The 18,460-nt window shown below is 74.3% G+C and carries 13 protein-coding genes; 2 read left to right on the top strand and 11 right to left on the bottom strand.

All coding sequences use genetic code 11. The features are described from left to right. Positions 1-77: 77 nt before the first annotated feature. The 9 genes from ACZ6RC_RS03210 to ACZ6RC_RS03170 all read right to left on the bottom strand — a co-directional run bounded on the left by ACZ6RC_RS03210 (position 78) and on the right by ACZ6RC_RS03170 (position 13,002). Positions 78-1,304, bottom strand: coding sequence for a glycosyltransferase (locus ACZ6RC_RS03210; RefSeq protein WP_469578953.1), 1,227 nt, complete (start codon positions 1,302-1,304; stop codon positions 78-80). Positions 1,305-1,453: 149 nt separating this feature from the next. Continuing rightward, positions 1,454-2,395 (bottom strand): 3-oxoacyl-ACP reductase, encoded by a 942-nt coding sequence (locus ACZ6RC_RS03205; protein WP_391140972.1) that lies wholly within the window; start codon positions 2,393-2,395, stop codon positions 1,454-1,456. 15 nt (positions 2,396-2,410) lie between these two features. Beyond that, entirely contained in the window at positions 2,411-3,487 is a 1,077-nt protein-coding gene (locus tag ACZ6RC_RS03200; RefSeq protein WP_391140973.1) for a Zn-dependent alcohol dehydrogenase, read from the bottom strand. Positions 3,488-3,511: 24 nt separating this feature from the next. Then, positions 3,512-4,366: a MaoC/PaaZ C-terminal domain-containing protein gene (locus ACZ6RC_RS03195; RefSeq protein WP_391140975.1), complete on the bottom strand. Its 855-nt coding sequence runs from the start codon at positions 4,364-4,366 to the stop codon at positions 3,512-3,514. Between the two features lie 275 nt (positions 4,367-4,641). Continuing rightward, positions 4,642-6,102: an MFS transporter gene (locus tag ACZ6RC_RS03190; protein WP_469578950.1), complete on the bottom strand. Its 1,461-nt coding sequence runs from the start codon at positions 6,100-6,102 to the stop codon at positions 4,642-4,644. A gap of 127 nt (positions 6,103-6,229) precedes the next feature. Further along, on the bottom strand, positions 6,230-7,426 hold the full coding sequence (locus ACZ6RC_RS03185; RefSeq protein ID WP_469578948.1) for a lipid-transfer protein: 1,197 nt from the start codon (positions 7,424-7,426) through the stop codon (positions 6,230-6,232). Between the two features lie 19 nt (positions 7,427-7,445). Next, positions 7,446-9,710 carry an acyl-CoA dehydrogenase gene (locus ACZ6RC_RS03180; RefSeq protein WP_469578946.1) on the bottom strand — a complete coding sequence of 755 codons (2,265 nt, stop codon included), beginning with the start codon at positions 9,708-9,710 and terminating at the stop codon, positions 7,446-7,448. A 112-nt stretch (positions 9,711-9,822) separates the two neighbouring features. Beyond that, positions 9,823-12,120, bottom strand: a complete 2,298-nt coding sequence (locus ACZ6RC_RS03175; RefSeq protein ID WP_469578944.1) for a S9 family peptidase — start codon at positions 12,118-12,120, stop codon at positions 9,823-9,825. A gap of 210 nt (positions 12,121-12,330) precedes the next feature. Then, positions 12,331-13,002: a DUF4097 family beta strand repeat-containing protein gene (locus ACZ6RC_RS03170; protein WP_453615660.1), complete on the bottom strand. Its 672-nt coding sequence runs from the start codon at positions 13,000-13,002 to the stop codon at positions 12,331-12,333. Between the two features lie 254 nt (positions 13,003-13,256). Between ACZ6RC_RS03170 and ACZ6RC_RS03165 the strand changes: the two genes are divergently transcribed. Further along, positions 13,257-13,991 (top strand): GbsR/MarR family transcriptional regulator, encoded by a 735-nt coding sequence (locus tag ACZ6RC_RS03165; RefSeq protein WP_391140985.1) that lies wholly within the window; start codon positions 13,257-13,259, stop codon positions 13,989-13,991. A gap of 83 nt (positions 13,992-14,074) precedes the next feature. Here the strand turns inward: ACZ6RC_RS03165 and ACZ6RC_RS03160 are convergent, their stop codons facing one another. Continuing rightward, entirely contained in the window at positions 14,075-15,394 is a 1,320-nt protein-coding gene (locus ACZ6RC_RS03160) for a phytase (protein WP_469578941.1), read from the bottom strand. 310 nt (positions 15,395-15,704) lie between these two features. On the opposite strand from ACZ6RC_RS03160, the gene ACZ6RC_RS03155 reads away from it, so the two are divergent. Then, a complete protein-coding gene (locus ACZ6RC_RS03155; RefSeq protein ID WP_391140988.1) occupies positions 15,705-16,346 on the top strand; it encodes a class I SAM-dependent methyltransferase in 642 nt (213 codons plus the stop codon). 27 nt (positions 16,347-16,373) lie between these two features. On the opposite strand, the gene ACZ6RC_RS03150 is transcribed toward ACZ6RC_RS03155, so the two are convergent. Then, positions 16,374-17,969, bottom strand: a complete 1,596-nt coding sequence (locus ACZ6RC_RS03150; protein ID WP_469578939.1) for a hypothetical protein — start codon at positions 17,967-17,969, stop codon at positions 16,374-16,376. Between the last annotated feature and the right edge of the window lie 491 nt (positions 17,970-18,460).

Here is an 18,460-nt window from a genome sequence, read left to right as displayed (position 1 = left end):
GGGGATCTCCCCGGGGCCCGTTCCTTTCCGACCGTCCCGACGCGCGGGGCCGTACCCGCCGCGGCCCCGACCGCCCGTCAGCCGGCGCTGTCGAGGAGGAGTTTCGCGGCCACCGCCGCCCCGTCGCGGCGGACCGCGCCGGCCACGGCCTTCGCCCTGGCGCCGGTCTCGGGGTCCAGGGCCGTCGCGAGCGCGGCCGACAGGGAGGCGACGGTCGGGACCGGGCCGTCGTGGGCGACGCCGATGCCCAGTTCGGCCACCCGGCCGGCCCAGTACGGCTGGTCCGCCAGCTGCGGCACGACCACCTGCGGGGCGCCGGCCCCCGCGGCCGTCGTCGTCGTCCCCGCGCCGCCGTGGTGCACGACGGCGGCCACCCGCTCGAACAGCCGCTGGTGGTTGGCCTCGCCGACGGCGAAGCAGTCGTCCCGGTCGTCGACGAGGCCCAGATCCGCCCAGCCGCGCCCGACGAGGACGCGGCGGCCGTGCGCGCGGACCGCCTCGACGGCCGTCCGGGCCGTGTCCTCTCCCCCGCTGACGGCCATGCTGCCGAAGCCGACATAGACGGGCGGCGCACCGGCGTCCAGGAAGGCGAGCAGCTCCGCCGGGAGCGGCCGCTCGTCGGGCAGGACCCACGCGCCGGTCTGGACGACGTCGAGGTCGGGCGTCTCGCGCCACGGGTCCAGGACCGGGTCCGTCGCCAGCCAGGGCCGGTCGCCGAAGGCGTAGTCGCGGACGCCGTCCACCGGGGGCAGGCCGAGCGAGGTCCGGTTGGTGTTGAGCGCCTCGCGGAACAGCGCGTCGATGCTGCGGGCGTCCAGCTCCCACAGAGCCCGGTTGTCGGTCACCTCCGGCGGGAACGGCCGTCCTGGGTACGCCAGCGGCGGGCGCTGCGGCGAGGGCAGGGTCAGCTGCTGGAAGATCGCGGACTCGTAGCGGATGCCCAGCTTCTCGGCCACCGACCGCGCCCCGGCGATGGCGGGCATCGCGCCCGTCGCCACCAGCACGTCGCAGCCCTCGGCCGCGGCGGGTATCACCTCGAACTGGCCGGCGATCAGGGCGGCCGCGCGCTGCGGCAGATTGGCCGCCGAGGGGCGCGTCGCCGAGGTCGTCAGGGCGCGCGCCGACGGCCCGAAGGCCACCACGGACACGCCGACGCCGGCCAGCCGCTCCGCGAAGTCCTCGTCCGGCGGCGCGCACACCCGCACCTCCGCGCCGTGTTCCCGCAACCGGACCGCGAGTCCCACCAGCGGTTCGACGTCCCCCCGCGACCCGTAGGTCGACAACAGCACACGCACGTCGTGCATCTCCTCGTTCGCGTCTTCTCGCGGCCGGGCCGGCCGTCGTGACGTGCGGCCCGGCCGTGCCTCACCTCCGGAGATCCAACCACCTCGAAGATCATTCCGTGCGACGTTCCCGGCCCCGCGCGCTCTCGCTCGGCCTGGTTCGGTCCCGGTCAGCCCTTCTTCAGGGCCAGGACCTCCGCGGCCGCGAACGTCTCGCCGGCCGGGCGCCCCGCGTAGTACGGCGAGAGCAGTCCGTCCAGCTCCTCGTAGGTGAAGGCGTCCTTGGCGGTGTCGAACTTCGCCGCGACCCTCGGCCGGTCCACGATCGCCACCATGCCGCCGTGGACGACGAGGAGCTGCCCGTTCACCCCGGCCGCGGCCGGTGAGGCCAGGTACCCGACCAGCGGGGCGACGTGCTCGGGTGCCAGCGGGTCCGTTTCACCCGCCGCCGGCTCGGCGAACCCCGCGAAGACGTCCTCCGTCATCCGCGTCCTGGCCCTCGGGCAGATCGCGTTCGCGGTGACGCCGTACTTGGCGAGGGCGAGCGCCGTGGACGTCGTCAGGCCCACGATCCCGCCCTTCGCCGCCGCGTAGTTCGGCTGGCCCGCCGAGCCTGCCAGGAAGGCCTCCGACGAGGTGTTGACGATCCGGCCGTACACCCCGGGCTCGCCCGCCTTCGCCCGGGCCCTCCAGTGCACCGCCGCGAAGTGCGTGGTGTTGAAGTGGCCCTTGAGGTGGACCCGTATCACCGAGTCCCACTCGTCCTCGCTCATCGAGAAGACCATCCGGTCCCGCAGGATGCCCGCATTGTTGACCAGGACGTCCAGCTTTCCGTACGTGTCCACCGCCAGGTCGACCAGGGCCCGGGCCGTCTCGAAGTCGGCAACGTCGCCGACGTGCGCGACCGCCCGGCCGCCGGCGGCCCGGATCTCCTCGGCGACCTCCTCGGCGGGTCCGGCCGAGGCCGCACCGGAGCCGTCGCGTCCCGGCCTGCCGTAGTCGTTGACGACGACGGCGGCGCCCAGCCGGGCGAGTTCCAGCGCCTCGGCCCGGCCGAGCCCGCGCCCGGCGCCGGTGACGATCGCGGACAGGCCCTCAAGAGGGAGTGACATCGCGTGGCGGTCCTCTCAGATCTCGATGCAGGTTCGCAGGGCCACACCCGTGCGCATCTGCTCCAGCGCCTCGTTGATCCCGGACAGCGGCACGCGGTGGGTGATCAGCGACTCCAGGTCGATCCGGCCGGCCCGCCAGAGCGCGATGGCCCGTTCGTACGAGCGCAGGACGTCGCCGCCGCCGTACATCGACGGCAGGATCCGCTTCTCGTCGAAGAACAGCTCGAACATGTTGAGCTGCAGGAAGTCGTCGAGGGCGCCCGCGCCGACCACGCACAGGGTGCCGCCGCGGCGGGTGGTGTCGTACGCCGTGCGGGCGGTGGCGGACTTGCCGACGACCTCGAAGACGTAGTCGAAGCCCTCGCCCGCCGTGATCCGCTGCTTCGCGTCGGCGAGGGCGTCGGGGGCGACCGCCTCCGTCGCGCCGAACCGCAGGGCGGCCTCGCGGCGGGACTCCACCGGGTCCACGGCGACGATCTGGGCGGCGCCCTGGAGCCGGGCGCCCTGGATGGCGGAGATGCCGACCCCGCCGCAGCCGATGACGGCGACCGAGGAACCGGCCTCCACCTTCGCGGTGTTGACGGCCGCGCCGAGCCCGGTGGTCACTCCGCAGCCGATGAGGGCGGCGATGTCGAAGGGCACGTCGTCGGGGATCGGGACGGCGCAGCCCGCGTCGACGACGACCTCCTCCGCGAAGGTGCCGGTCCCGGCGAAGCCGAAGACGTCCCCGCCCGGGCGCTTGAAGTTGGGGGTGCCCGCGTTCATGAATCCGGCCAGGCACAGCTGGGTCTGGCCGCGCTTGCAGGCGGGACAGCTCCCGCAGGCGGGGAGCCAGCAGATCAGCACCCGGTCGCCCGGGGCGAGTCCGGTGACGCCGTCACCGACGTCGAGGATCTCGCCCGCGCCCTCGTGGCCGGGGACGAAGGGGGCGGGCTGGGGAAGGACGCCGCTCATGGCGGAGACGTCGGAGTGGCACAGGCCGGTGGCCCGGACCCGGATCCGCACCCTGCCGGGGCCGAAGCCCACCGCCTCGACGTCGTCGTGGACCTCGAGCTTGTCCTGGCCGATCTCGTGCAGCACGGCTGCGCGCATGGTGCGGCTCCCTTCGGGATGGGTCTACGAGTGTTCGACGAGCGTGTCGGCGAGGACGGGCGCGTCGTCCCGCTCCACCGCCGTCACCGACACCTGGACGCGGCCGTCCCCGGCCCACATCCGCAGGCGCAGCGTCTCGCCGGGGAAGACGACTCCGGCGAAGCGCGTGCGGTACGAGCGGACCCGGGTGACGTCCCCGTCGAGGAGGGTGTCGACGACCGCCTTGAGGGTCATGCCGTACGAGCAGAGTCCGTGCAGGATCGGCCGGTCGAAGCCGGCCAGCTTGGCGAACTCGGGGTCGGCGTGGAGGGGGTTCCAGTCGCCCGAGAGCCGGTAGAGCAGCGCCTGGTCCTCGCGGACGGCGCGCTCCACGGTCCGGTCGGGCGCCCGGTCGGGGGTGGCGAGGCGCTCGGAGGGGCCGCGGTCGCCGCCCCAGCCGCCCTCCCCGCGGACGAAGATGTGGGCGTCGCTGGTCCACAGCGGGCCGTCGTCGTCGGCCGCCTCGGAGCGCAGGACGAGGACGGCGGCCTTGCCCTTGTCGTGGACGGCGGCGACGCGCGAGGTGCTGACCGCCCGGCCCTTGACGGGGAGCGGGCGGTGGAGGGTGAGGGCCTGTCCGCCGTGCAGGACGGCGGCGAGGTCGACGTCGATGCCGGGGGCGGAGAGGCCGCCGACGACGCCCATGCCCGCGCCGGCGACGGTGGCGAAGCTGGGCAGAACGTGGAGCTTCGACTCGAGGGTGTAGCGGAGCTCGTCGGGGTCGGTCGCCGGGGTGCCGGCTCCCAGGCCCAGGTGGTAGAGCTGGACGTCCTTGTGGTCCCAGGCGATCTCGGCGCTGCGGGGCTCGGCGGCGACGGCCTTGGCGGCGTCAATGGGCATCGGCTTGCTGCTCCTTGGAGATCCGGGCGGGTCCGTGGGGACCGGTGGACAGGAGAAGACCTCGGCACGACCGTCCGCACCGTCGGCCGCACCGAGGCCGTGCGGGGACCGTCCCGTACGCGCCCGCCGTTCTAGAACGCGTTCTAGGTCGGTGATGCACATGTATAGCCGAGCGGGTGGGAGTTGTGAACCCTCCTGACGGCGCGTCAGATGAACCGGTGCGGACCGGCGGCGCACCGGGGTCACGCCCGGGACCGCGAGCCGAACGAAAGACCCTAGACCTTGGTGCGCTCCGGCCTCGGGAGCCACAGCAGCATCAGGACCGCGGCTGCCACGAGGACGACTCCCGCCGTGCGGAAGGCGAGGGCGTAGCCCGCCGTCAGGGCCTCCGGGGTGTGGCCGCCCGCCGTCCTCGCGGCCGCGACGGTGGAGAGGACCGCGAGGCCCAGCGCGCCGCCCATCGTGCGGGAGGTGTTGACCAGCCCGGAGACGAGACCGGCCTCGCCGGGCTCGGCGCCGGCCGTGGCGAGGGTGGCCAGGGGCGGCATCAGCAGGCCCATGCCGGCCATCATCAGGATGCCCGGGCCCAGGATGATCGACAGGAAGGTCCCGTCCGTCGTCATCGTCGACTGCCAGCCGAAGCCCGTCGCGGCGACCAGGGCGCCGATGACGGCGAGGTTCCGCGCGCCGGTCACGGGCATCAGCCGGGGCGCCAGCTTGGAGCCGATGATGACGCTGACCGAGCTGGGGACCAGGGCGAGTCCGGCCTGGAGCGGGGTGTAGCCGAGGACGTTCTGGGCGTACACGGTCATGAAGAACCACATGCCGAACGAGGTCGAGGCGCACAGCAGCAGCGCCGCGTTGGCCGAGGTGACGGCGCGCGAGCGGAAGACCCGCAGCGGCATCAGCGGGGCGGCCGTCCGCGCCTCCACCGCGACGAAGGCGCCGAGGAGCGCGAGCCCGCCGAGCAGCGGGGCCAGGGTGACGGGGTCGCCCCAGCCCGCCTCCTCCGTCTGCACGATGCCGTACGCGACGGAGGCGAGGCCGCCGGTGACGAGGACCGCGCCGGGCAGGTCGAGCCGCCGGCCGCCGTGGGCCCGGCTCTCGGTCAGCCACACCAGGGCGCCCATGAGCACCAGGACGCCGACCGGGACGTTGATGAGGAGGACCCAGCGCCAGGAGAGCAGGTCGACCAGGAGCCCGCCGACGAACCCGCCCGCCGCGCCGCCGGCCGCGCCGACCGCCGTCCAGGTCCCGATGGCCCGGGTCCGGGCCGGCCCGGCGGGGACGGCGGCGGTGACGATGGTGAGCGTGGCGGGCGCCAGGACGGCGGCGCCGAGGCCCTGGACGGCACGGGCGGCGACCAGTTGCCAGCCCTCCTGGGCGAGGCCGCCGGCTATGGAGGCGGCGGTGAAGAGACCGAGGCCGAGGAGGAACATCCGCTTCCGGCCGAAGAGATCGGCCGCCCGTCCGCCGAGCAGCATGAAACCGGCGAAGGCGATCGAGTACGCGTTGAGGACCCACTGCAGGCCGGTGGCCGAGAGTCCGAGGTCGGCCCGCATCGACGGCAGGGCCACGTTCACCACCGACACGTCGAGGACGACGAGGAACTGCCCCGCGCAGGCGGCCAGGACGACGAGCCAGGCGCGGCGGTCGGATCGTAGGGAGGCGGTCTTGGCGGCGGACTGGGGCGCGGACCGTTCGGCGGCCGAGTCGGTGTGAACCATGCATGTCATGGTCGCAGAGCATGAATGGTCCGTACATGCTGCGAGGGATGTACGGGCCCCCGGCCCAGGGTCCTACGACCTCCCCGCCTCACGGCCTCCCGGCCTCCCGGCCTCATGGCCTCATGGCCTCATGGCCTCATGGCCTCCGGAGCATCGTCACCACCGCCGCGCCGCCCAGGCCGATGTTGTGCGCCAGTCCGACCCGTGCGCCCGCCACCTGGCGCGGCCCCGCCTCGCCCCGCAACTGCCAGACCAGTTCGGCGGCCTGGGCGAGGCCGGTGGCGCCCAGCGGGTGGCCCTTCGAGATCAGCCCTCCCGAGGGGTTGACGACCCAGCGGCCGCCGTACGTCGTCGCCCCCGACTCGACGAGCTTGCCGCTCGCGCCCTCCTCGCACATGCCGAGGGCCTCGTAGGTGAGCAGTTCGTTGATGGAGAAGCAGTCGTGCAGCTCGACCACGTCCACGTCCTCGATGCCGAGGCCGGAGCGCTCGTAGACCTGCCGGGCCGCCGCCCGGGACATGGGGCGGCCGACCGCGTCGATGCAGGAGCCGGAGGTGAAGGAGTCCTCGGTGTCGGTCGTCATCGCCTGCCCGGCGATCTCCACGGCCTTGTCGTGCAGGCCGTGTTCGACGACGAACCGCTCCGAGACGACCACGGCCGCCGCCGAGCCGTCCGAGGTCGGCGAGCACTGGAGCCGGGTCAGCGGGCGGTGGACGGTCCTGGCGGCGAGGACCTCCTCGACCGAGTACACGTCCCGGAACTGGGCGTAGGGGTTGTCCGCCGAGTGCCGGTGGTTCTTGGCGCCGACGGCGGCGAGCTGCGCCTCGGTCGTCCCGTACCGCTCCATGTGCTCGCGGGCCGCGTTACCGAAGATCTGCGCGGTGGGCGGGGACGTCTCGAAGCCGTGGGCGGCGGCCATGATGCCATAGTGCCGGGCCACCGGGGAGGTGCTGAAGTCGGCCGCACCGCCGGAGCCGCCGCCCAGCGAACCGCGCGCCATCTTCTCGAAGCCGAGGGCGAGGACGCAGTCGGAGACGCCGCCCGCCACGAACTGCCGGGCCATCATCAGGGCCGTGGACGCCGTGGCGCAGTTGTTGTTGACGTTGTAGACGGGGACGCCCGTCAGGCCGAGTTCGTAGGCGGCGCGCTGGCCGGCCGTGGAGGTCTGGAAGCAGTAGCCGACGGGCACCTGTTCCACCCGTTCGTAGGGGATCCCCGCGTCGGCGAGGGCGGCCGTCCCCGCCTCCCTGGCCATGTCCCAGTACTGCCAGTCGCGTGTCTCCGGCTTCTCGAACCGCGTCATCCCGACGCCGACGATGTACGCCTTCCCCATGGTCGCGTTCCCCTTCCGTTCAGTCTCGCGGCAGGCCGAGCAGGCGCTCGGCGACGACATTGAGCTGGACCTGTGTGGTGCCTCCGGCGATCGTCAGGCAGCGGGACATCAGCAGGCCGTGGACGGCCCGCTCCCCCGGCCCCTCGCGGACCGCGCCCGCCGGGCCGAGCAGTTCGAGGGTCAGCTCGGCGACCTTCTGCTGGTGGAGGGTCTGGACGAGCTTGCGGACGCTGGCTCCCGCGCCCGGTTCGAGCCCGGAGACCTGGAGCATCGTCGTCCGCAGGCCGATGCAGGCGAGGGCGTGCGCCTCGGCGGCGAGCGCCCCGATCCGGACGCGTACGGCGCTGTCGGCGTCGGCGGCCCGGCCGATCAGGGCTTCGAGGCCGCTGTCGAAGGCGACCTGGTCGGCCATGTGGACGCGTTCGTTGCCGAGGGTGTTGCGGGCGACCCGCCAGCCGTCGTTCACCTCGCCCACGACGGCGTCGGCGGGGAGCGGCACGTCGTCGAAGTACACCTCGTTGAAGAGCGCGTCTCCGGTGATCTCCTTCAGGGGCCGGATGTCGATGCCCGGGGTGTTCCTCATGTCGACGACGAAGTAGGTGAGCCCCTGGTGCTTGGGGGCGTCGGGGTCGGTGCGGGCGAGGAGGATGCCGAAGTCGGCCCACTGGGCGGCGCTGGTCCACACCTTCTGTCCGTTGATCCGCCAGCCGCCGTCGGCGGCGCGTTCGGCCCGGGTGCGCAGGGAGGCGAGGTCGGAGCCCGCGTCGGGCTCGGAGAAGAGCTGGCACCAGAGCAGGTCGCCGCGGAGGGTGGGGCCGAGGAAACGGGTCTGCTGCTCGGGGGTGCCGTACGCGAGGAGGGAGGGGACGACCCAGGTGGCGATGCCGAGTCCGGCGACCCGCACTCCCGCGTCGGCGGTCTCCCGCTGGACGGCGAGCTGCTGGAGCGGCCCGGCGCCGAGTCCGTACGGCGGCGGGAGGTGCGGGGCGGCGTAGCCGGTGGGGGCGAGGAGACGGCGGGCGGCGGCGGGGTCGAGCCCGGCGGCGGGGGCGACGGCCTCCCGGGCGCGCGTGCGGTGCTCGTCCGCCTCCGGGGGGAGTTCGAGGCGGAGTTCGCGGCGGGTGCCGCCGACGGCGAGGCGGACGGCGTGGGCGCGGTGCCGGTCGCCGGGGCCGAGGAGCTGGCGGGCGACGAGGGCGCGGCGCAGGTACAGATGGGCGTCGTGCTCCCAGGTGAAGCCGATGCCGCCGAGGATCTGGACGCAGTCCTTGGCGCAGCCGTACGCGGCGTCGAGGGCGGTGGCGGCGGCGAGCGCGGCGGACAGGGACCGGACGTCGGCGGGCTCGGCGGGTGCGGCCGCCGAGACGCGGGCGGCGTCCCAGGTGAGGGCGCGCGCCTGCTCGACGCGGACGAGCATGTCGGCGCAGAGGTGCTTGACGCCCTGGAACCTGCCGATGGGCCGGCCGAACTGTTCGCGGGTCCTGGCGTGTTCGGTCGCCGTCCGCAGGGCGCGGGCGGCGGTTCCGCAGGCGTCGGCGGCGAAGAGGACGGCGGCGAGATCCTGGACGAGGGCGGAGTCGATGCCGAGGATCCGGTCGGCGGGGACGCGGGTGCCGGTGGCGGTGACCTCGGCGGTGGGCCGGGTGGGGTCGGCGCTCTCGTGGGGCCGGAGGGCGAGGGTGTCGGCGTCGACGGCGGCCCAGACGGTCCCGCGCGCGGTGGTGGCGGCCAGGACCAGGAGCCCGGCCTGTGCGCCGCAGAGGACGGGCGGGGCGCTGCCGTCGAGGAGGAGCCCGTCGGGGGTCTCGACGGCGGTCAGTTCACCGGGCCCGAGGGCGACGGCGGCGATGCGGCGGCCTTCGGCGATCTCCGCGACGAGCCGGCCGAGGCGCCTCCGCCGGGCTCGGCGGGAGTCCCCCGCCTCCCCCGCCTCCTCCGCGCCCCCTGTCTCCCCCCGTTCACAGGCCGGGGGCCGGGCGGCGCGGGTGAGGAGTTCGGCGGCGAGGACGGTCGGGAGGTACGGCCCCGGCAGCGACGCCCCCGCCGCCTCCTCCAGTACGACCGCGAGGTCGACGAGGTCGCCGCCCCCACCGCCGTACTCCTCGGGGAGGTGCACCCCGAGGAGGCCCTGCTCGGCGAAGGCGTCCCAGTAGACGGGACGGCCGGTGGCGGTGGCGGGGACGTCCAGGTGCTTGCGGACCTCCTCGGCCGGTACGACGCGGGCGAGCCGGCCGCGGACGGATCGGGCCAGCTCCCGCTGTTCCTGCGTGATGGCGATGCCCATGGCACGGCAGACTAGAACACGTTCCAATCTGACGGAAGGTCAGATACGCGCCGAGTAGGAGACGACGGCGGGCCGGGGGTTCCCGGCCCGCCGTTCGCGGGATCGGTCGGTCTCAGGCGAACAGTTCGGCGAGCAGCTCCGGGCCGAGGGGCAGGGGGGCGGGCCGGTAGGCCGGCGGCTCTGTGCCCATCAGTGTGCGTACCAGGAAGTCCCAGGAGCGCTTGCGGACATAGGTCAGGCAGTCGATGAAGGTGTGCTCGGCGCCGGGCACGACGAGCAGCTCGAAGTCCTTGTCGGCCGCTATCAGCCGGTCGGCCAGTCGCAGCGTCAGGTCCGGGTGGACCTGGTCGTCCATCTCGCCGTGGACGAGCAGGAGCTTGCCGGCCAGCCGGTCCGCGAGGTCCACGTTGGAGGCGCGTGCCCAGGCCTCGGGCGCGTCCGCGCCGTCGTAGGACTCGGCGAAGCCGGCGTTGAAGTAGCGGAGGTCGTGCGAGCCGGAGAGGGCGGCTCCGGCCTTGTACACCTCGGGGAAGTCCAGCATCGCGCGCACCGCGGCGAAGCCGCCCCCGGAGTGGCCGAACACGCCCACCCGGTCCAGGTCCATCCACGGCCGGGTCTCGGCCAGCTGCCGCAGCGCGGCGACGTGGTCCGCCAGGCCGCCCGCGTCGGCGACACGGCCGTAGGAGGCGTCGTGGAAGGCCTTGCTCCGGCCCGGCGTGCCCCGCCCGTCCAGCGCCACGACCACGAAGCCGAGCGCCGCGAGGGGTTCCGCGTCCATGCCCATGCCGCCGGGGTCGAAGCACGGAGCGACCCGGTTGACCTGCGGGCCGGGGTAGAGGTTGTCCACCACGGGATAGCGGCGGGCGGGGTCGAACCCGCGCGGCCGGTAGAGCACGCCGTAGATGTCCGTGACCCCGTCGGCCGCCGTGACGCGGAAGCGTTCCGGGGCGGTCCAGCCGGTGGCGGCGAGCGCGCCGACGTCGGCGCGCTCCAGCTCGACCAGCACCCGGCCGGCCCAGTCGCGGACGCGGGTCACGGGCGGGGTGTCGACGGTCGACGCGGAGTCGAGGAAGTACTCCTGCCGGCCCGGCAAGGTGTCCGCGTGGTCCGGCAGGGTGACGCCATGGTCCTGGTCGTCGTCCGTGACCCTGGCGAAGCCGGAGCCGTCCAGTCCGACCCGGCAGACGGTGCGGCGGTACGGATCCCCGTCGACCAGCCCGGAGGCGGTGAAGTACACCACCCGCCCGGCCTCGTCGACGCGCAGGATCCGCCGCACCGCCCACGGCCCGGAGGTGACCTGCCCGAGCAACTCACCGGTGCGCAGGTCGTAGCGGTACAGATGGCCCCAGCCGTCGCGCTGCGAGTACCACAGCACCTCGTCGGCGAGGACCCGCACGATCGGCTGCTCGTACGCCCACTGGTTGGGCTCCACGCGGGTGTCGCCGGTCTCGCGGATCACCGTGGTGACCGCGCCGGTGTCCGGATCCAGCCGGTGCAGGGTGAGCGTGCGCACGTCGCGCGGCCGGTCGAGGTAGTACACGGCCGAACCGTCCGGGGCCCACCACGCCCAGGAGATCGCGATCGGCGACATCACCGGCATGAGGAGCGGCTCCGTCCGCGCACGGACCACCGCGCCGGTGGCGACGTCCAGGACGACGAGCTCGGCCTTCGGCACGTGCTCGTCACCGGGGTAGGCGTACCGCTGGGTGTGCGTGCGGGGCGCGCCGCCGTCGGCGGGCCGGCTCTCCCGGAGGTGGGTCTGCCGGACGCGGCGCTCGTCGGTTCGGTGGGCGAGGACCTTCGTCGAGTCGGGCGACCAGGCCACCGCGGGCGGCAGGTGGGGCAGGCCGATCTTGCGGAGCAGGGTGGGGTTGGCGGTGGACTCGGGGCCGTAGCCGTAGCCGTGGCCGGGCTCGCCGTCGGTGGTCAGCGGCCACTCCCTCCCGTCGGAGAGCGAGCGCGCCCACAGGTCGTGGCCCCTTCGGGAGACCGCCGTCTTCCCGTCCGGCGAGAGCACCTCCAGCGGGTTGCCGGGCGGCGCGGGCTCGGCCCGCTCGCAGGCGTAGTCGTCCAGGCGGCAGCGCCAGTGCTCGCCGAAGGCGTCGAACTCGACGGCGTCCTCGGCCGGATCGACGGCCGCGAACGGCAGGGCCTCGGCGTCGACCGGCCTGCCGGAGGCGGCGGCCAGCGCGGCGGCGAGCCGGCCGTGGTCGAAGGCCGGGAGGCGGGTGCCGGCCGCCGGGTCGACCCGCACGAACCGCCGGCCGGGCCCGTCCTCGACCGCGTACCAGAAGCGGGCCCCGCCGTCGGTCCACTGGGGCCTGACCTTGGCGCCGACGACCAGCTCGCCGGGCCGGAGCGGGCGGCGCAGGAGTCGTTCCGCGGCCTGGTAGTTCTCAAGGGTGCTCATCGGGTGGGGCCTTCCTCGGGTGTCGGTCATGGCAGCGGGTCGGTTCCGTGGGCCGCGAGCCCCGTGTCCGTCGGGGGGCTCGCGGCTCTGGCGGCGGGAGCCCGTAAACGTCCGGGGGCTCGCGGCACTGGGGGCGGGAGGCCGGTCTCCGCGCGGAGGCTCGCGGCGCTGGGGGCCGGTCTCCGTTCCGGGATCCGGACCGGGATCCGCTCAGAGGCTTCGGGCGGTGATGTCGCCGTAGCCCGTGGTGGCCTGGATGGTGAGGCCGGCGGCGGCGCCGTCGGCGTTCTTGAGGGAGTTGCGAATGCGGCCAAGGGAGGTGCCGGCGTCCAGGGTGGCGGAGACCCCGCGGGCGACGTCGACCGACACCTCGCCCGACGCGGCGCGCAGGACGACCGCGCCGCGCACGGCCTCGGCGACGCGGATGTCGCCCTTCTGGACGCTGATCTCCGCGGGGCCGCCGAGGCGGCCGACCGAGATGTCGCCGGCGAGGAGGGTGATGCGGGCACTCGCGACCTCGTCGATCTTGACCGGGCCCTGCGCGCTGTCGAGGACGACCTCGCCGAGGCGTCCGACGCCGCGGAACTCGACGCCCGCGCCCTTCGCCTCGACGTGGGAGCCGGCGGGCAGCTGGACCGTCACCTCGACGGAACCGGAGTTGCCGAGGACCGCGCTCTTCGGCCGTGCGGCCGCGATCCGCAGGACCCCGTCGCCGTACGTGACGCCGGTCTGCTCGGCCGCCTTCACGTCGCGGCTCTTGGCGGCGTCCGCGGGGAGGATCTCGACCGTGGTGTCCGCCCGGTCGGCGGCGATGAACCGGACGCGGCCGGCGGGGATGTCGAGGACGACGGAGACGGGGGCGGTGGTGGCGAACTTCTGCATGACGCTCTCCTTCTGCTTCAGCGTCCGCTCTCTGCGGCCGCTGTTTCCGATGAAGGAAAAGCTACGTTGCGTTCACCCAACCGACAATGGCGTTGTCGAGCATCAACGCCATAACTACTGGTCAAACAAGGGAAATTGTTGCACTGGTGCTGCAGCTTAATGCAACGATGCCGCCATGACGCGTTGCAATGAAATGGAAGCGAACGCTACTCTGGCCGCGCGAAGGAACCAGGGACCACGAAGGAGACCCCGACATGCCCGGAGGCAGGCTCACCCAGCAGGAACGCCAGCAGATCGCGCTGGGAGTGGCCGACGGCCTCGCGTACGCCGAGATCGCCCGGCGTCTCGACCGGCCCACCTCCACGGTCACGCGCGAGGTGATGCGCAACGGCGGCCCCACCGCCTACCGCGCCGATCTGGCCCACCGCTCCACCGAGCACCGCGCCCGGCGGCGCGGACAGACCCCGCCCCGGGAGGCACAGGCCCCGCCGCAGGCCCACGGGCGCGACGCCGAGGCGGTGCGGGCGTACGAGGAGGTCTTCGGCGCCGTCCTCATGCAGGCGGGCACGCCCAGGATGATGGCCCGGGTGATGGCCTGTCTCTACCTCACCGACGAAGGCAGCCTGACCGCCTCCGCACTCGTCCAGCGGCTCCAGGTCAGCCCGGCGTCCGTCTCCAAGGCCGTCGCGTTCCTCGAGAGCCAGGGCCTGGTCCGCCGGGAACGCGACGAACGCCGCCGCGAGCGCTATGTCGTCGACGACGACGTCTGGTACCAGGCGATGATGGCCAGTGTGCGGTCCAACGCCCTGATCATCGAGACCGCGCGGGAGGGCGTCGGGGTCCTCGGCTCCGGCACTCCGGCCGCGACCCGGCTGGAGAACATCGCCCGCTTCCTCGACTTCGTCTCCGAGGGCATCACGCGCGCGGCGGAGCAGTCCCGCGCGATCCTCCACACGAAGGCCGACACGGCCCCGGACGCTTCCGTCTGAGGCCGTGTCGGCTCCCGCGTACGCGGTTCGGCCCGCCCGCCCGACCGGCGGGCCGGGGCGGGGCGGGCCGAACCGGGTGCCCGTCAGTCCGTGTCGCGCGGGTCGAACGACCGGGTGTCGACCGTGAGCGGCTTCGGGAAGGCGTGGGCCACCGCGTCCCACGGCGTCAGCTTGAAGTTGGTGCCCTCGCGGTCCCCGTCGGCCGGGGTCGCCTCGCCGTCGTGGGTGACCAGCAGCCCCTTCGGGAAGGCGCCGCCGAGGGGGACGTTGACCACGGTGGAGCCGTCGGAGTGCTGCACCCCGTCGACGGAGGGTCCGTCGGCGAGGGTGAAGGAGCCGAGGTGGTCGTTGTCGCCCTTCCGCCCGTACACCGCGAAGACGTTGTCACCCTGGCTGGAGGCGAGCACGTAACCGGCGCCGTTCGCCGCGTGGTAGACGGTGACGCCCTCGGCGTCGGCGCTCAGGTGCTCACCGCCGAAGCCGGGGTCGGCGGCGGTGTCGAGGACGCACTCCTCCTCGGCCGGGTCGTACGTCCACGGCGTGCCGTACTCACGGACCCGGTCGATCATCTCGGGCCGCTCGAACTCCTCGTCGTCGAGGTCGATGCGCCACAGCCCCACGGCCTCCTGGGCCGCGTAGAGGATGTGCTCCTCCTGGTCGACGGCCATGCCCTCGACCTGCGGGCGCTCCCCGGGGTCGGCGCACGGCTTCCACGCGGTCCCGTCGGGCAGGGTGAAGCCGCCGGGCAGATCGAGGGTGTCCTTGGTCCGGTACCCCACCTTCCCGCCCCGGTCGACCAGTTCGAGGAGCCGCAGACGGGTCTCCGCCCGCTGCGACACCACGACGTACGTGTCGTCGTCGTCGCGGAACGCGGCGAGTCCGTACGCCGTGCGCTGCTCGTCGACCTCGGCCTCGTCGGCGGCGAAGACCGGCCGCACGTCGGCCGCCGTCACGTCCCTCAGGGGCGGCCTGCCGGCCGCGACGGCGGCGGGGTCGATCGCGTAGGCGCGGACCCGGTCGCGGCCCCGGTCGCTCACGAGCGCCAGGTCCGTCTTCCTGCCGCGCAGGGTGAAGCCGTAGACGACGTCGACGTTGTTGAACCGGCCCGGTGCGGCGTCCTCGCCGGGCGCCGCGGGCGCGGCTATGTGCTGCAGGCGCCGCCCGTCGAGACCGTAGACGTCGAGGCCGGCCTCCTTCAGCGTGCCGATCACGATGCTGCGCCCCGGTCGCTTCGGGTCGACCCAGACCGCGGGGTCGTCGGCGTCGGCGTTGCCGCCCGCCTCGTCGTCGTAAACGGCGGGTGTCTCGACGGGCGCGGTCAAGGACACCGGGGCGGGGTGCGCGGGGGCTCCGGAAACCAGCAGGAACGCGGCGGCCAGGGCCGACACAGCGGAAGCGCTCACGATACTCCTCGGTAAGGAAGCGGACGGGCGAGAGGCTAGGGGGTGTCTGACGATTCCCCGGCGACGCCGCGGGGAATTGTCAGACACCCCCTAGGGCCGCCGGGTGAGCGGGGGCGGTCGTCGCCGTGAACATCCGATGACCCGTCAGCTCCGTGCTCTCGCGGCCCAGGAGAGGCGGCCGGCGAGGACGGTCCGGCGCCGGCGGGGCGGCCGGTCCGGCGCGGGCTCCCGCGGACGGTGTGGTTCGGACGGGGCGGGTAGGGCACGATGGCGCTCGCACGAACGTACCCGCCAGTAGGAGGACCCGCCCATGCCCGCCGAGCCCGCCCCCGAGATCCTTGCCGCCTTCGAGGCCGCCAAGGGCTTCATGCCCGCCGAGGAAGGGCTCGCGCTGTACGGGGCCGCCGCCGAGGCCGCCGGTCTCGGCCTGCCGCTCCTGGAGGTCGGGACGTACTGCGGCCGGTCGACGATCCTGCTCGCGGACGCGGCCCGGGCGGCCGGGACCGTCGTCGTCACCGTGGACCACCACCGGGGCAGCGAGGAGCAGCAGCCGGGGTGGGAGTACCACGACCCGACGGTCGTCGACCCGGAGGTCGGCCGTATGGACACGCTGCCGACGTTCCGCCGGACGCTGCACGCCGCCGGCCTCGAGGACCACGTGATCGCGGTGGTCGGGCGCTCGCCGCAGGTCGCGAAGGTGTGGGCGGGCCCGCTCGGTCTGGTCTTCATCGACGGCGGCCACACCGACGAGCACGCGACGGCCGACTTCGAGGGCTGGGCCCCGAAGGTCGCCGCCGGCGGCGTGCTCGTCATCCACGACGTCTTCCCGGACCCGCGGGACGGCGGCCAGGCTCCGTACCGCGTCTATCTCCGGGCCCTGGAGTCCGGTGACTTCGAGGAGGTCTCCGTCACCGGCTCCCTGCGGGTCCTGCGCCGCCGTCCGGGCGCCTGAGGCGGACGGCACTACGTTCCAGCCCCCCTAGAAGCCGAATCCCGTGGTGACGTAGAGGCAGTTCGTGTAGCTGTAGCCGGGTTCGATCGTGGCCGTGCTCGACTTGTTCACGGGAGAGGTCGTGCCCGTCGCGTCCCGCTTCTGCAGGAGGTGGTAGCTGCCGGCGGGGAGCGTGATCGTCGTCTTGGGGTACTTCGACGACGGCCCTGAGCACGCCTTGATCTTCGGCGCGTTGCGGGCGAGGCTCCCTTGGTACGCCTTGCAGGTGCCGCAGGCCTTGATCGTGACGCGTCCCGTCACGGGCCCGGTGTAGAGGAGTTCGACCTCGCCCGGGCCGTCGTTCGAGACGACCATCACCATCCGCGCACCGCCCGGGGCCGTGGCCGGGGGCAGCCGCTTGCCCGCCGCCGCGTCCTCGGCGGCGATCTCGGCGGCGATCGCGATGGACCGGGCGTGCGCGGCCTGGGGGCTGCCCGGGTGCTGCTTGGTGTACTCCGTCATCGTCCCGATGGCGTCGGTGTACTTCTTGTCCCGGAACTGCCGGACCCCGCAGGCGAAGTCGCCCTTGCCGACCGCTTCGCCGTTCGCCCGGGAGAGGGAGGCGAAGGCGGGCCGGGGCAGCAGGTCGACGGTGGTGCCGACGCGGCGCAGTTCGGTCACGGTGTCGCAGGGGTCGGCGGCGGAGCCGTTCAGCGTGGCCTCGCGGCTGCGGATGCTCTCCCGGACCGCGGTCTCCACCTTCGTGGCGTGCGGCGACTGGGGGAACGTCGACAGCAGGGCGTTGAGCTGCTCGGCAGCCGTCGCCTCGGCGCCGGCGACGCCGATGCGGCTGGTTCCGCACGCGTACCAGGAGTGGGCCAGCGGCTCGTCGGCCTTGCCGGCCAGGTCGCCGAGGAGGGCGCGGTCCACGGTCGACGGCAGGCCCCGCAGGTGTTGGAGGCGGGGGACGGCCTCGCAGTAGTTCTTCGAGCCGTACGGCGCGGAGACGGCGGCGTAGTAGGCGTCGAGGCGGCCGGGGACGAGGCGGCCCGCGCGGGAGCCGGCCCGCCGGGTGCCGAGGTCCTGGTAGGTGAGGAGCGCCTCGCGGTAGTCGGCCTGGACGCTGCTGAAGCTCTGGCCCTCCGCCGACTTCACCAGGGCGTCGGCGGCGGCGAGGCGGTCGAGCAGGGACTGCTCCACGGCCTCGTCGCGGGCCGCGCCGTAGGCGAGGGTGCCGCCGACGGGCACGACCAGGAGGGCCAGGGCGAGGGCGATCGGGAGCGCGGCCGGGAGGGCGAGGGAGCGGGCGGGGGCGCGCAGCCCGCGCCGGGCGCCGTCCGCGGCGGCGGCCAGCAGGAAGAGGCCGTAGCCGACGAGGACTCCGGTGGGGACGCCGTCCACGTCGGCCGGGAGGGCGAGGAGGAGCAGGACGGCCGTGGCGGCCCAGCAGACGGCGGCGAGGGCCCACTGTCTGAGCAGCACATAGCCGAGGCCCAGGCAGGAGAGGTTCAGCAGGCCCGCCAGCGCGGCCTGGGCCGGGCGCGCCTCGCCGGGCGGCGGCGGCACCCGCGGCGGCCCCACGGGCGGCGGCGGCACCGCCCCGCCGCCCCAGCCGTCGTAGGGGTGCGCGGGAGCGCCGTACACGGGTGTGCCGCCGCCGGCCCCCGGGCCGTAACCGCCGCTGGACGCACCATCCGAGACCGGCGGAGCGCCAAGCCCCGCCGCCGACCCACCGTCCGAGGCCGACGGACCGCCGTGCCCCGCCGCCGACGCACCGTCCGAGACCGGCGGAGCGCCGTGCCCCGCCGCCGACCCACCGGCCGTACCGTCCGCACGGGGACCTCCCGGACCACTGGACCCTCCGGCCCCGTCCGGCCCTCCGGCCCCGTCCGGTCTTCCGGCCGTCCCCGGCCCGTCCGTGGTCCCCGGAGCCGGCCCCCACCCGCCGGCCGGACCCGCCGTCCGGGGGTCGTGGCCGCGTGCGCCGTTCGGGTCGTTGTCGTCGTGCGCCCCGTGCGGCGCGTCGTTCGGTTCCAAGCCCGCCACAGTGCCCCCCGTGGTCCCGCGCGGTGTCGGATCACCGGCGCGCCCTACCCCTACCCGCCACAGTCCCTCCACAGACTCCTCGCGTCAAC

It is taken from the genome of Streptomyces sp. NPDC048353, assembly GCF_055587165.1.
The sequence above is the reverse complement of the archived record's forward strand: the minus strand, read 5'-3'. Positions and strand labels throughout refer to the sequence as shown.

Coding starts and splice junctions, on each gene's coding strand:
- ACZ6RC_RS03175 (WP_469578944.1), bottom strand. CDS start 12,120: ATGAGCACCCTTGAGAACTACCAGGCCGCGGAACGACTCCTGCGCCGC.
- ACZ6RC_RS03170 (WP_453615660.1), bottom strand. CDS start 13,002: ATGCAGAAGTTCGCCACCACCGCCCCCGTCTCCGTCGTCCTCGACATC.
- ACZ6RC_RS03210 (WP_469578953.1), bottom strand. CDS start 1,304: ATGCACGACGTGCGTGTGCTGTTGTCGACCTACGGGTCGCGGGGGGAC.
- ACZ6RC_RS03205 (WP_391140972.1), bottom strand. CDS start 2,395: ATGTCACTCCCTCTTGAGGGCCTGTCCGCGATCGTCACCGGCGCCGGG.
- ACZ6RC_RS03200 (WP_391140973.1), bottom strand. CDS start 3,487: ATGCGCGCAGCCGTGCTGCACGAGATCGGCCAGGACAAGCTCGAGGTC.
- ACZ6RC_RS03195 (WP_391140975.1), bottom strand. CDS start 4,366: ATGCCCATTGACGCCGCCAAGGCCGTCGCCGCCGAGCCCCGCAGCGCC.
- ACZ6RC_RS03155 (WP_391140988.1), top strand. CDS start 15,705: ATGCCCGCCGAGCCCGCCCCCGAGATCCTTGCCGCCTTCGAGGCCGCC.
- ACZ6RC_RS03185 (WP_469578948.1), bottom strand. CDS start 7,426: ATGGGGAAGGCGTACATCGTCGGCGTCGGGATGACGCGGTTCGAGAAG.
- ACZ6RC_RS03190 (WP_469578950.1), bottom strand. CDS start 6,102: ATGACATGCATGGTTCACACCGACTCGGCCGCCGAACGGTCCGCGCCC.
- ACZ6RC_RS03180 (WP_469578946.1), bottom strand. CDS start 9,710: ATGGGCATCGCCATCACGCAGGAACAGCGGGAGCTGGCCCGATCCGTC.
- ACZ6RC_RS03165 (WP_391140985.1), top strand. CDS start 13,257: ATGCCCGGAGGCAGGCTCACCCAGCAGGAACGCCAGCAGATCGCGCTG.